The organism is Siphonobacter sp. BAB-5405 (genome assembly GCF_002872335.1).
Classification (GTDB): domain Bacteria; phylum Bacteroidota; class Bacteroidia; order Cytophagales; family Spirosomataceae; genus Siphonobacter.
The window spans coordinates 76,066-90,585 of sequence record NZ_NJAG01000036.1 but is presented as its reverse complement, the minus strand read 5'-3'; the positions used below and the strand labels follow the sequence as shown (position 1 = coordinate 90,585).

The following is a 14,520-nucleotide window of genomic DNA, read 5'->3' as shown; positions in this document are numbered from 1 at the left end:
GTAGTTAGCAACCCGGAAAAGCTATTTCCAATCAATAGCTTTTCCGGGTTGTTGTCTTCACAGCCTTTCCCGCCCAAGTGTCTTTTCCCTAACCGGCGAAAGCATTCCTACGAATCATAAAAAGGATTTTACGTCACGGGTGAAGCTTCCACAGAACCTATCGGACAATCAGCATTCCTCCAAAGAATTTGCAGAAATTAGCGGTGTCAGCCTATATTTATAGATTAAAAACGCCGCAACACCATACAAAACGAGCGAAGCCATACTGATCATGAACTACTTATACGTCTTCAAAACGGGGATGAAAGTGCGTTTGCATCCCTATATGATCGGTACTGGAGTAAACTGTACGCCTACGTATATAACCGCATTCGCTCGCAGGAGGATACGGAAGAGTTAGTACAGGAAGTCTTTATTGTTTTGTGGGAAAATCGGCAATCCATCGTCATTACTGATTCGCTATCGCTGTATCTGTTTAGTATTCTCAAGCGACAGCTCGTTTCTTATTTCCGTTCCGAGAAAGTCAAATCGGTCTTTGCCGAGCATTTTGCTCACTTCATCCAAGGGCAAATGGACAATTCCACGGACGAACGCTGGGCCGTTGATGATTTGCAGCAACGCATCGAAGCCGCCATCGCCGAGCTTCCCAACAAATGCCAGGAAGTATTCTGGCTGAGCCGCAAGCAGCAACTCAGCAGCCTGGAAATTGCCAGCCAGCTCCAAATTTCCCAACGAACGGTAGAAAACTACCTTTCCCGGGCGGTCGCTCACCTGAAGCTCCAGTTAGGTGATGTACTGGTTTTCTGGGCGTTCACTTACCTTTTTTCGGCGGCTCTGTAAGGCTTTTTGTCTATTCTTAAAGGCCTCGATTTTTCCTCACTACATTTATTTTGAAAAAATTTCATTTGGACTGTGCGTAAAAGGTCCCTCAAGCGATATTACAGTAAACGGGCATTGTAAAATATGCTTTTGGCAATACCTCATAAAACCATAGAATCTATTGTATCCAACCTTTGACTTTTATGAACGAGTCCAGATTCGATGAATTATTAACCAAGTATCAGCTCGGACAATGTAACCCGGAAGAATACGCTCTTGTCGAACGATGGTTGGAATCGTTGTCGGATCATTCGTTTGATCAGATTCCGCCCGCTCAACAGGAAGCGATTAAAAACCGGATGCGGCGTTCCCTGAATAACCGGATTCAACCGCAAAAACCCGTTCGACGGCTGTTGCGATCCCGGTTTCAGATTGCCGCCTCGATTGTACTCCTGCTGGCCGTGGGTCTTGGGTTCTGGCAATGGAATCGGTCTCGCGTTGTCCCACAAATCGCGTACGCGGACCTGCATCAGATCAAAAAGGTCATTCTGCCCGACGGAAGTCTGGTTTGGTTGAAAGATTCCAGTCGCCTCGAATATCCCTCCCGATTTACCGGAGCCATTCGGGAGGTTCGATTACACGGAGAGGCTTTATTTGAAGTAGCTAAAAATCCTAAATTCCCCTTTATTATTCATGCGGGACAAATGACTACGAAAGTCTTAGGTACCAGTTTCAATATCAAAAGCCGGAATAAGCAGGCCGAAGTCGTTGTTTTTACGGGAAAAGTAACCGTCAGTACGGCAGCCCAGACGGTAACGCTGGCCCCTAGTCAAAAGGCCGTTTACGCTCCGCAAACGCAGAAAATTGAATCGACGCATATTGCAGCATTCGCTCCCGTAAAGCAGGAATATAGCCAGGGAACCGAGTACAATATGGATTTTAATGACAACTCGCTGGCTGAAGTACTGGCCCGCATAGAAAAGAAGTTTGATGTACAGATCAGCTATGATGTGGCCCGTTTGAAAAACTGCCTGTTCACGGCTGAACTGACGGATCAATCCCTGGAAAATACGTTAGGTGTGTTGACCCAGACGTTTGGGGGTACCTACGCGATTACCGATTCGAAAGTAGAGCTCAAGGGCTTATCCTGTAATTAACACCCCTTTGTTTTCACTTTAACTACCTTAGCGATCTACTGCATGAACTAATCTTCTCCTCACTTTTTCATTAAAAAAGGGTCAAGAGTGCACCACCACCCTTGACCCGATAGGCCCCGGCACTTGTCAAGCTTCCGCTTTTTGAGCGGATCGGGGTCCCCTTTGTCTTATTCGAACAATAAAACCTGACCAAATTAATGCTAAAAAAGTCTACTCCCCAAGTCTTTATCTATCAAATTATGCGGTTTACGGTCTATCAGTGCGTCTTTGTACTCTTGCTGGCCAGTATGGCTTTCGCTCATGATAACTACGCTCAGGGGGTTTTGAAGCGATCGGTAACGATTTCGGCTCAGAACCTTACGTTAAAGCAACTGCTGCAACAACTGCAAACTCAGGCGAACGTTCGATTTGTCTACAGTAGCAGTCAGGTTCAACTCGACCAGAAGGTTACTTTATCCAGCGTACAGGAACCTTTACATCAGGTATTAGCCAAAGTACTCCACCCACTGGGTCTGAGTTTTACTACGCAGCCAAATTCCAATCTCATTATCATCAAACCAGCGGTTAGTCCGGTGGCAGAAACGGCCCCAACGGTAGAACGGCAGATTTCCGGACAGGTACTGAGTGCCGATACCGAGCAGCCGATGATTGGCGTAAGTGTTCGGGTGAAAGGCACGAACCAGGGCACCGTTACGAATGACCGGGGCGAATTCCGCATCACGACTCCGGATGCAGGTGTTACGCTGATTTTCAGCTATGTAGGGTATGAAACCCGTGAAGTAGGTCTGGGAACGCAGTCGTACCTGAAAGTCGATCTGAAACCAAAAGACGCTTCCCTGAATGATGTGGTGGTAATCGGGTACGGAACGACTACGCAACGCTACAATACGGGTGCGGTTAGTTCAATTACCGCTAAAGACATTTCCGTCCAGACCATTTCTAACCCGCTGGTTGCCTTGCAGGGTAGAATTGCAGGAGCTCAGATTACGCAGAATAATGGTTTGCCCGGCAGCTCCGTCCGTATTCAGATTCGCGGCCAGGGTTCGCTATCTTCGGGTACGGTTCCCCTGTATGTGGTCGATGGCGTTCCGTTTACGTTATTTAATGGTGGACAACCTGCCAATGACAACCTGAATGCTTATGGTATTTCCGGTGCTAATGGGGAGCAAAGCCCTTTAAGCCTGATTCCCCCCGAAGATATTGAGCGGATCGACGTTCTGAAAGATGCGGATGCTACGGCCATTTATGGTTCACGCGGATCGAACGGTGTCATTTTAATTACTACGAAGAAGGGCAAAGCAGGTAGAACCCAGTTCAACGTTAATGTCAATAGCGGAGCGGGAAAAGTGCCTTATTATGTTCCTGTGCTTAATACGGAACAATACCTTTCCTTACGAAAGGAAGCTTTTGCCCGGGCGAAGGTGACGCCCAATAGTTCGAACGCTCCCGATTTGACCGTGTGGGATCAGAATGCGAACACAGATTGGCAACGCAAATACCTCGGCGGCACGGCTCAATTTGTGAATGCCAGTGCATCGGTCTCGGGAGGCAATGCCTTTAACTCTTTCCTCTTCAGCGGTTTATATCGTAAAGAAGGCACAGTATTCCCCGGAAACCTGGGAGCCACTACCCTTTCGGGACGTTTCGCTGGTAGTCATACCACGGCAAATCAGAAGTTCAGAATTGATTTTACGACCTCTTATTCTCACCTCAAGAACAATCTGATTGGATCGGATCTTACCTCCGTCTATAATCTGGCTCCCAACTATCCCCTGTATAATGCGAACGGTAGCTTGAACTGGACCGGAGGTTCAAACCCCGAAGGTCTGCTGATGCAGGAATTTGACAACGTAAGCACGAACTTCATTACCCAACTGAATTTAAAATATACCATTTTCCCCGGCCTGGACGTAAAAATCAACAATGGGTATACGTTGACAGGTGTCGATCAAATTCAGGTTAATCCGGCTCGTTCGCAAAACCCGCTGTATAACCCCATTAGCTCGTCCGTTTTTGCGAACAATAAAAACGAATCTTACATTGTAGAGCCTCAGGCAGACTACCGCAAAGCTTTTGGAAAAAATCAAATTAACATTCTGGTTGGGGGAACGTTTCAACACTCAAATGCTACGGGCCAATCCATTGAAGGCCGTAATTACACCAATGATGCTCTGCTTAAATCGTTAATCGGAGCGGGTACTATGAGCGTTACCCAAAATAATTATTCGCTCTATAGATACACTTCTGCTTTTGGTCGGGTAAACTATAGCTGGGACAATAAGTACATTCTTAACGGAACCTTCCGCCGGGATGGTTCATCCCGCTTCGGCCCTAGTCATCGTTTTGGAAACTTTGGAGCGATTGGAGCCGCCTGGCTGGTTTCTTCGGAAGAGTTCATGAAAACGCTTCCCTGGTTTAGTTATCTGAAACTCAGAAGTAGTTACGGGTTGACGGGTAATGATCAGATTCCTAACTATGCCTATCTCCCTACCTACCAGTTAACGAATAGCAATAATGTTTATTCAGGAACGGCTACGTTGATTAATTATAATATTCCGAATCCAACGCTTCATTGGGAAACGACCCGGAAACTTGAAGTAGCTCTCGAAATGGGTTTCTTACAGGATCGGATTCTGCTGAAATCTGCTTACTTCCGTAATCGTTCGGGTGATCAGCTGACCAGTACCAACATGCCTACCCAGTCAGGTGTGAATTCCTTTTCGAGTAACCTGGATGCCGTTATTCAAAACAAGGGATTTGAATTTGAACTGAATACAATCAATGTAGCTACGGCTGCGTTGCGATGGTCAACGAATATCAATTTTACATTCCTGAGCAATAAGCTCCTTTCCATTGGCGATCCCCAAAAGCTTTTCAATTCCAGCTCTTATACCATTGGCCAGCCCATCAACGCAACCCGTCTCTACCAATACACGGGTCTGGATGCCAACGGTTTGCCCACCGTACAGGATCTGGATGGAGATGGCGTCATTAACTTCAGCAAAGATCGGGTGATGGCTCCTATCGGAACTCCCTTCTTTGGTGGTATCAATAACTCACTTTCCTACAAGAATTTCCAGTTGGATGTCTTCCTGCGGTTTAACCACCGAATGGGGTATCAATTTAATTTTTCTGATTTATACGGCTTCCCCTTAGGTAATAGTGTGGTAAACAAAACAACGGCGGCTCTGAACCGGTGGTCCGAGAGCAACCCTAACGGAGTTTATCCAGCAGCTACTACGCTTTATTCATCCGCGTTTGGCTACTACCCTTCCTCGAATGCTCTCTGGGGAGACGCTTCTTTTCTTAAGCTCAGTACGGTAAGTCTGTCCTACAGCCTTCCTGTTGCCTTGATTCAGCCACTTCAGCTTTCGAAAGTTTCGGTATATGTACAAGGGCAAAACCTATTTACCTGGGCCAAACAAAAATACATCCTTGATCCTGAAACTTCACTTCCCGGTACGGGCACCGGGTTGGGTTCCGGCCAGTTCCAGGCAATGCCTCAGCTCCGTACCATTGTAGCAGGTCTTAATGTGTCATTCTAAGCAGGATATTCCCATGAAATCTATCTTTCGTTTTCCCCTCTTTATTACATTGGCAGGCTTAAGTCTTGCTTCATGTGAGAAGTTTGTAAGCATTGATTATCCTCCCACCGTTATTGGGGTAGATGATGCCTTTGGCTCTGATGCCTCAGCTACCAGTGTGGTATTAAATATGTATTCTACCATTCGTAGTAACCCTACTATCTACTGGACTGTATTTGGTGGACTGTTGAGCGACGAACTGGAATACACTCCTGCTAATCCGGATCTGGAGCAGTTCGAAAGTAGTACGGTTTCTCCACTGAATACGTTTGTTTCCGACAATATCTGGTTTGAGGGCTATCGTTTTATTCGTCAGGCCAACATGGCGATTGAGGGTATTTCTAAATCACAGGGCATGACCGAGGCAGGTAAAAAACAGTTGCTTGGCGAAAGCAAATTCTGGCGTGCCTATGCACTATTCCATTTGGTAAATTACTTCGGGGATGTGCCTTTAACGGTTTCATCGGATGAGTTTCTAAATGCCGGCCTTCCCCGAACCCCGGCAGCTCAGGTTTGGGCTCAGGTTATTACCGATTTGAAGGACGCCAAAGCCAGCCTGCCGACGGCATACATAGGTAGCTTACGTACCCGAATCAACAAACATACGGCTTCCGCATTGTTAGCTCGTGCCTACCTATACACCAAAGACTACACGAATGCCGCTGCGGAAGCTTCGGAAGTGATTGGTTCGGGTACATATAGCCTGGGAGATCTTTCTGCGACTTTTATTAACAATAGCAACGAAACGATTTTCCAGACCGCTACCTTACTGGGTTTCACAAGACTAGGGGCGAATTATCGTACATCCAATCCTAATGTGGCTCCAGGTTTTGTGTTGAAATCGAACTTTGTTCGTTCGTTCGAAGCGGGAGATAAGCGTCGTACGGCATGGGTCGATTCCATGACCATTGGGAGTACCGTATACCAGCGGATCAACAAATACAAACTTCAAACGGCAACCGCCGGTAACGAAAACAACGTGATGTTCCGACTGGCCGAACTGTATCTGATTCGGGCTGAGGCACAGGCAAATTTGAATCAGTTCACGACAGCAAAAGCGGATCTCGACATCGTTCGCAATCGGGCTGGCCTGCCGGCTTCTACCGCAACTACTCAAAGTGCCTTGCTAGCAGCGATTTTACAGGAACGTAAAGTAGAGCTTTTCGGTGAATTCGGTCACCGCTGGTTCGACCTCAAACGTACCAATCAGGCCGATGCCGTACTGGCACCGATCAAACCCGGCTGGAAAGCAACGGGCGTACTGATGCCCATTCCATCCGTTCAGATTCAGGCAAACCCGGTACTTACACAAAACCCAGGTTATTAATCAACGACTGCTAACCAACGTAAATCATGAAAAAAGCGACCTCGCTGGCTGGCTTGATGCTCTTGAGTATCTCCGCCGCCTTTGCTCAAAAAGCACCCGCTTCGACCTACCTCATCAAAGGCGAAATCAAGGGTCTGACGAACGAAAAGATTTACTTCAACTATCCGAAAGGCGAAGAAATGGGCCGCGATTCGGTTATTACGAAAGACGGTAAATTTTCATTTAAAGGTACGCTGCCCCATGAAGGAACGGCCTCCCTTTCACTGGCTTCCAACCGTCAGCAATTTGTTTCCTTTTTCATCATGCCGGGCGTGCCTACCACGGTAACTGCCGTTAAAGACGCTCTTCCGAAAGCTACGATTCAGGGATCCAAAGAAACCCGGGAATGGAAACAGCACCGCCACGAACTCGATTCCGTCGTTTTCACGCAGTTACAGGCCATTGAAAAGAAGTACGCTTCCTTTCGATCCGGCCCTAAACAGGCCCTTCCCGATAGTCTGGCGAAGCTTCAATCCAAGGAAGTTCAAAACCAGTTCAAACGAGCCGATAGCGTAGCTCAGGCCTTTATCAAGACGCATCCCAACTCGGTAATCAGCCCGTTCTTAGCCATTAGCTATTACAGTATGGAACCCGAAGCGGAAAAACTGCCGGGCCTGTACGCGGGCATGAGTCCAGCCGTTCAGAATTCGTACTACGGAAAACAGATCAAAACGCTGACTACCGAACTGGCCAAGATTGGTTTAGGTAAAATGGCTCCCGAATTTTCCATGGCCGATACTTCGGGAAAATCTATTGCCCTGTCTTCCCTGAAGGGTAAATACGTACTGGTCGATTTCTGGGCCAGCTGGTGCGGCCCCTGCCGGAAGGAGAACCCGAATGTCGTAGCGGCGTATAACAAGTACCGTGACAAAGGATTTACCATCCTGGGCGTATCGCTGGACTCCAAAAAAGCCGCGTGGATGAAGGCAATCGACATGGACAAACTGACCTGGGATCACGTATCGGATCTGAAGGGCTGGCAAAATGAGGCGGCAGCCAAATACGTGGTGAAAGTTGTACCGACGAATTTCCTACTGGACAAAGACGGTAAGATTGTCGCTAAAAACCTGCGGGGAGCCGATCTGGAAAAGAAGCTTGCTGAATTGTTGAATTAGTCCGTACCGGGTCATATCCGGGAAGAGTACACACCTAAACTCTTCCCGGAATTACTTGGCTGCGGGGCATTACCCGTACACTTCATCCACTTGCAATAGATCATGAGTTTACCGATAGAAACGATTGCAATTGCTCCCCGTATTCAGGAGAAATTCAATCACCTCTGGCATCTGGTCGGGAACACGCCCATGCTGGAAATCTTTTACTCCTATCAGGGCCAGGAGCGTTCGATCTACGTCAAATGCGAGCATTACAACCTGACCGGTAGTATCAAAGACCGCATGGCTCTTCACGTGTTACATCAATCCTACCGGGAAGGAAAAATTCAGGCGGGCGATCGCATCATTGAAGCCACCAGCGGTAGTACCGGCATTTCATTTGCCGCCGTGGGCAGAGCCCTGGGGCATCCGGTTACCATCCTCATGCGCGGCGCATGAGTCAGGAAAGGATGGACATCATCAGCAGCTTGGGAGCTGACATTGAAGTATTTACCAAAGAACAAGGGGGATTTAGAGGGGCTCAGCAGCGTTCGGAAGAACTGGCCGCCAGCGACCCCCGCCTGTTTCTGCCGCGTCAGTTTGCCAATCAATTCAATGCCGAAGCCAATTACTTAACGACGGGTCGCGAGATTTGGCTGCAACTGCAAGCAATCGACATTACCCCCGATGCTTTTGTCGCCGGGGTGGGTACCGGTGGAACGGTGATGGGCGTGGGCCGATACTTGAAAAAACGCAACCCCGCGATCCGGGTACACCCGCTGGAGCCCGCGGAATCGCCAACCTTATCCGTCGGCTATAAAACCGGTACGCATCGCATTCAGGGTCTTTTTGACGAATACATTCCCGAATTAGTGAACCTGAGTGAACTCGATAACATCGTGCAGGCTTCCGATGGGGATTCGATTCTGATGGCTCAAAAACTGGCTACCGAGCTAGGCTTGGCCGTCGGCATATCTTCGGGAGCTAATTTAATTGGAGCCATTCAACTGCAAAATCAACTGGGTCCGCAGGCTCGCGTGGTGACCATCTTATGCGATAGCAATAAAAAATACCTGAGTACGGATCTGGTCCGTCAGGAACCCATCCAGTCCGGGTACTTCTCTTCCAGCGTTCATTTTCTGGATTACCGACCCATCAGCCGATTGGCGGCTCCTTTGCTTCGTTAAGGGTTAACAGGCACCGTATACGTTCTCACGATTTTTAAGTTTTTCCTTGTATGAAAAAAGTATGGTTAGCCAGCATCGCTTTGCTGGTGGGTAGCTCGCTACAGGCTCAAATTTTAAAACCCGTCCAGTGGAGTTACGCCGCTAAGAAAACCAGTCCTACCGAAGCTGTCGTCTATTTGAAAGCCACCATTGATCCCGGCTGGCATGTTTACTCCCAGCATGTCAAGGAAGGAGGTCCCGTCGCCACCTCTTTCAAATTCACTCCCGGAGCCTATGCCCTGCAGGGACCTACCCAGGAACCTACCCCCATTACCAAACTGGAAAAGGTGTTCGGTATGGAAGTCAGCTACTTTGAGAAGCAGGTTATTTTTCAGCAAAAGCTCAAACTCACCGGCAAGACGCCCCTGACCGTTAAAGGCACCCTGGAATACATGGTCTGCGATGACAAGCAGTGCCTGCCCCCCGAAGAAGTAAGCTTTACTGTTCCCGTAAAATAAGTAGCGTCTATGGTACTCAATTTCTTACCCCTGAAGCAGTGGCTTCGGATCGGGGCCATGGGCTTACTCGTGGTACTGGGTCTGCTCAGCACCACATCCGTCTGGGCTCAGGACTCGCTTTCCATCGACGATCTGGAGTTCACCCCCGTCGAAGAGACGACCGATTCGGTGGGTGCCTCGACTCAGGCAACGATGCCCGCGGACTCTAGTGCTCAGGCTCTGAGCGGCGTAGCCAACACCCCGGCTACGCCCTCGGCCGAAAGCGAGTCCTTGTGGATGACCTTTGTAGCAGGACTTCTGGGGGGCCTTGCCGCCATCTTCATGCCCTGCATTTTTCCGCTGTTGCCCATGACCGTCAGCTTTTTTACCAAGCAGGCCGAAAGCAAATCCTCGGGCATCCGCAATGCCCTGATTTACGGACTTTCCATCATCGTCATCTACGTTTCGCTGGGCTTGCTCATTACCGTTCTATTCGGGGCCGATGCTCTGAATAACCTGTCCACCAACGGCCTCTTCAACTTTGCTTTCTTTTTGCTGCTGGTGGTTTTTGCCGCGTCCTTTCTGGGAGCCTTTGAGATCATGCTGCCCACTGCCTGGGCCAATAAGATGGATCAGAAAGCCGATCAGGGTGGACTGCTGGGCATTTTCTTCATGGCCACGACGCTTTCCCTGGTGAGCTTTTCCTGCACGGGTCCCATCATTGGCACGCTGCTGGTGCAGGCGGCTTCCATGGGAGCGTTGCTGGGACCCGCCGTGGGTATGTTCGGTTTTGCTCTGGCCCTGGCCCTGCCCTTTACCCTGTTTTCCCTATTTCCCTCTTGGATGAAAACCCTGCCTAAATCGGGGGGCTGGTTGAATTCGGTGAAGGTGACGCTGGGGATTCTGGAGCTGGCCCTGGCCCTGAAGTTTTTATCCAACGTCGATCTGGCCTACCACTGGCAGTGGTTTGACCGGGAAGTGTTTCTGGTGCTCTGGATCATTCTCTTTGGCGTGCTGGGTTTCTATTTGCTGGGCAAGCTCCGCTTTGCTCACGATTCGCCGCTGGTTTCTTTGTCGGTACCCCGCTTTTTTCTGGCGGTTCTCTCGCTGAGCTTTTCGCTCTACATGATTCCGGGCCTGTGGGGAGCCCCTTTGAAAGCCATTGCGGCCTTTCTGCCCCCGCAGCAGACCCAGGATTTTGATCTGTACTCCGCCAGTCTAACTGGAAATGCAGGTTCAGCTGCCCAAAGTCACCCGACTCATAAGTACAGCGATTTGTTTCATGCCCCGCTGGGCCTGGATGCCTTCTTTGATTACGAGGAAGGGCTGGCCTACGCCCGAAAGGTGGGAAAGCCCGTGTTGATTGATTTTACGGGGCATGCCTGCGTGAATTGTCGAAAAATGGAGGCCACCGTCTGGCCCGACCCCGCCGTCTTACAAACCATTCGGGAAAAGTACGTCTTGATTCAGCTCTACGTCGATGATAAAACCGAGCTAGCGGCTTCGGAACAAACCGTCGTGAATGGGAAGCCCATCCGCACGATTGGCAAGAAGTGGAGCAATCTGCAAGCGAGCCATTTTTTATCCAATTCTCAGCCGTACTACGTGCTGCTGGATGCGAACACCGAACAGGCCTTGGTAAAGCCCCAGGGTGCTAATTATGACACCAATGAATTTCTCGCTTTTCTAAATACGGGCCTAGCGAGTAAACTCAATAAAAAGTAGTGAACACGTTTTGGTTAAGAGGAGATCGATAGGGCTTTCTCGCTTGAGAAAGTTCTATCTTCATCGACCGGATTTTGCATCCATCCGGCCGAAGTTCTTTGGTAGCCCTTCCCCGTCTCCCGAAGAGTTTCTGTTCATTTTGTAAGATCCCTTGGTTCGACATTACTAAGATTAATAGAGACTGTTTTGGTTAGGTAAAACCCATAGAGCTTTCTTGTTTGAGAAAGCTCTATTTCATCCCATCACTTGAATTACCTGCAGTTTGATTCCTTGAATTCGCTTCATTCTATTCCTATCAACATCATGACTAAACTCCATTCCGGTTTTTTTATAGGACTGCTCCTGCTGGCGACCAATGTACTGGCCCAGCAACTCAACCAGCCCATTCCCTTCGACCCCCAAACCAAAGTGGGCAAACTGCCCAACGGCCTGACCTATTACATCCGCAAAAACGCTGAACCCAAGAACCGGGCTCACCTCATGCTGGCCGTGAAAGTAGGAGCCATTCAGGAAGAAGATCCCGAAAACGGACTGGCTCACTTTACCGAGCACATGGCCTTTAACGGCACTAAAAGTTTTCCGAAGAATGAACTCGTCAGCTTTCTTCAGTCGAATGGTATCAAATTCGGGGATGATCTTAACGCTTTCACGAATCAGGAGCAGACCGTCTATTTCCTACCGGTACCAACGGATTCGATGAAAGTGTTCTTACGAGCCTTCGATATCTTGGAAGACTGGTCACACGATCTGACCATGGACGAAACCGAAATCAACAAAGAGCGGGGCGTCATTCTGGAAGAACTGCGGGGTGGCAAGGGTGCCTCCCAGCGGATGCGGGATGAGTACTTTCCCGTCATCATGAACGGTTCGAAATGGGGCAAGCGGAACGTCATTGGTACGGAAGAAATCCTGAAAAACTTCAAACCCGAAACGATTCGTAACTTCTACAAAACCTGGTATCAGCCGCAGAATCAGGCCATTATTGCCGTGGGCGATTTTGATGTAGCACAGGTCGAAAAGATCATCCAGGAGAAATTCGGAGCCATTCCGGCGGCCACGAGTCCGAAGCCTCTGGGTGAATTTCCGATTCCGGCCAACAGCGATACGAAAGTGGCCATCGTAACCGATAAAGAGCAGCCCTACACGATTGTTCAGATTCTGACGCGACTGCCTGAGCTGAAAGAAAAGACCTTCGCCGATACCCGCGAAAAAATCAAACGGTCTTTGTTCAACCAGATGATTGGCAGTCGGCTGCGGGAATTGACTCAACGGGCCGATCCTCCTTTTCAAAATGGATTTAGCTCCACAAGTAGCTTCGTGGGTACTTACGATGCCTATGTAAGCGGCGTAGTAGCCAAGACGGGCGGCATTGAAAAAGGGCTGAAAGCAGTACTGGACGAAAACGCCCGCGTGGCCAAGTTTGGTTTTACGGCTACGGAGCTGGAACGGGCCAAGCAAAATTTCGGATCAGACGTGGAGAGACGATTGAAGGAAAAAGACAAGACCTCCTCCCAAACGCTGGCCATGGAGTATATGTACGATTTCGTAGGCGATGAAACTTCGATGGGTATTGACTCGTACGCCAGATTTGTTAAAGCCGAATTGCCCGGCATTACGCTTGAAGAAGTCAATGCTTTACCCAAAACGCTGCTGACGAAAGAAAACCGGGCCGTTATCGTGATGGCTCCCGAAAAAGAAAAAGCTACGTTACCTACGCAAGCCCAGTTATTAGCCTGGATTGATTATACTCCCGAAAATCTTACGGCCTACGTAGATGAAGTGGTTTCTAAGTCCCTGCTAACCAGTCTTCCTAAGGCGGGAAAAATTACTGCGGAGAAATCTCTCCCTGAAATCAATGCAACGGAGCTGACGCTATCCAATGGCGTAAAAGTGGTGCTCAAGCCTACGGATTTCAAAAACGATGAGATTTTGTTCACGGGCTATAGCTTTGGCGGCACTGCTCTTTACGATGATTTCAATACGGCCCGGTTTACGAATAATCTGGTTAGTCAGGGAGGCGTGGCCGATTTTTCTTCCACGCAGCTACGTAAATACCTGACGGGAAAAGTAGTGAATGTTTCTACCTTCATCAACGAAACCGCGGAAGGGCTATCGGGTTCGTTTGCACCCAAAGATGCGGAAACGGCCTTTCAGCTCATGCACGCCAGGTTAACGTTACCCCGTAAGGACGAAGCCGTTATCCAGGGTTTTCTGACGAATCTGAAAGATGAATTTGAGCAAAATCAGGCGACTCCCAATCCACAGAATGTATTTCGGGATACGTTAACGGCAGTCATGGGCGGGTATCATCCGCGTCGAATGCCCGTAAAGCCTTCCGATGTAGACAAAATTAATGTTCAAAAAGCGTATCAAATCTACCGGGAGCGTTTTGCCAACGCGTCGGACTTTACCTACTTCTTCGTGGGTAATTTTAAAGTAGAAGAACTGAAGCCCCTGCTTGAAAAATACCTGGGCAGCCTACCTTCTCAGAAGAAAAAAGAAGCGTATACCGATCTTCACATTCGGCCCTTGCAGGGACAGGTATCCAAAAGCGTTTTTCGGGGAATTGAACAAAAAGCATCGGCTCAATTCATCTATTCCGGAGCGTTACCTTATACGCCCGAAAACACCATTAATCTGACGGCCATCAAGGAAATTCTTAACATTAAACTGGTCGAAGAGATTCGTGAAAAAGAAAGCGGGGTCTATTTTATTGGAGCTTCCGCCAGTGCTTTCAAACTACCCGAGCCCCGCTATACACTAGCCATTAGCTATGGGACCAGTCCCGGACGCGTGGAAGAACTAGCCACGAAAACGCTGGAATTACTAGAGCACCTGAAAACTACCGGTCCCTCGCAAACGGACGTAGACAAGTTTAAGATGGAAAGTAAACGTCAGCTGGAATTACAACTTAAGGATAATCAGTACTGGATGAATCACCTGGTTACCAGTCATCAGTACGGTCAGTCGCCTCAGGAGATTCTCCAGCAGATGAAGCGAATTGACCAGGTTAGCAAAGAGTCCGTACAAAGTCTGGCGAAAAAGGTATTGGGATCGAATTGTGTGAAGGCTTTACTGTTACCCGAATCTAAACAGTAGGTTGAAAACGGGG

Annotated in this window: 8 protein-coding genes and 1 pseudogene; all 9 read left to right on the top strand. The window is 48.8% G+C overall.

All coding sequences use genetic code 11. The features are described from left to right. The first annotated feature begins 243 nt into the window (after positions 1-243). The 9 genes and pseudogenes from BWI97_RS19810 to BWI97_RS19770 all read left to right on the top strand — a co-directional run bounded on the left by BWI97_RS19810 (position 244) and on the right by BWI97_RS19770 (position 14,507). A complete protein-coding gene (locus BWI97_RS19810; RefSeq protein ID WP_094808622.1) occupies positions 244-840 on the top strand; it encodes an RNA polymerase sigma factor in 597 nt (198 codons plus the stop codon). Between the two features lie 182 nt (positions 841-1,022). Further along, a complete protein-coding gene (locus tag BWI97_RS19805) occupies positions 1,023-1,976 on the top strand; it encodes a FecR family protein (RefSeq protein WP_102202468.1) in 954 nt (317 codons plus the stop codon). Between the two features lie 197 nt (positions 1,977-2,173). After that, positions 2,174-5,521, top strand: a complete 3,348-nt coding sequence (locus tag BWI97_RS19800; RefSeq protein WP_102202467.1) for a SusC/RagA family TonB-linked outer membrane protein — start codon at positions 2,174-2,176, stop codon at positions 5,519-5,521. A 13-nt stretch (positions 5,522-5,534) separates the two neighbouring features. Then, a complete protein-coding gene (locus BWI97_RS19795; RefSeq protein ID WP_158242801.1) occupies positions 5,535-6,887 on the top strand; it encodes a RagB/SusD family nutrient uptake outer membrane protein in 1,353 nt (450 codons plus the stop codon). A gap of 26 nt (positions 6,888-6,913) precedes the next feature. Continuing rightward, entirely contained in the window at positions 6,914-8,041 is a 1,128-nt protein-coding gene (locus BWI97_RS19790; RefSeq protein WP_102202466.1) for a TlpA disulfide reductase family protein, read from the top strand. A 102-nt stretch (positions 8,042-8,143) separates the two neighbouring features. Then, positions 8,144-9,207 (top strand): annotated as a pseudogene (locus BWI97_RS19785) (PLP-dependent cysteine synthase family protein). A gap of 50 nt (positions 9,208-9,257) precedes the next feature. Next, positions 9,258-9,704 carry a protein-disulfide reductase DsbD N-terminal domain-containing protein gene (locus BWI97_RS19780; RefSeq protein WP_102202465.1) on the top strand — a complete coding sequence of 149 codons (447 nt, stop codon included), beginning with the start codon at positions 9,258-9,260 and terminating at the stop codon, positions 9,702-9,704. A gap of 9 nt (positions 9,705-9,713) precedes the next feature. Further along, the gene (locus BWI97_RS19775) at positions 9,714-11,408 is read left to right on the top strand and encodes a protein-disulfide reductase DsbD (RefSeq protein ID WP_199182046.1); all 1,695 of its coding nucleotides are present in this window, start codon (positions 9,714-9,716) and stop codon (positions 11,406-11,408) included. 303 nt (positions 11,409-11,711) lie between these two features. After that, entirely contained in the window at positions 11,712-14,507 is a 2,796-nt protein-coding gene (locus BWI97_RS19770) for a pitrilysin family protein (RefSeq protein ID WP_102202665.1), read from the top strand. Positions 14,508-14,520 lie beyond the last annotated feature (13 nt).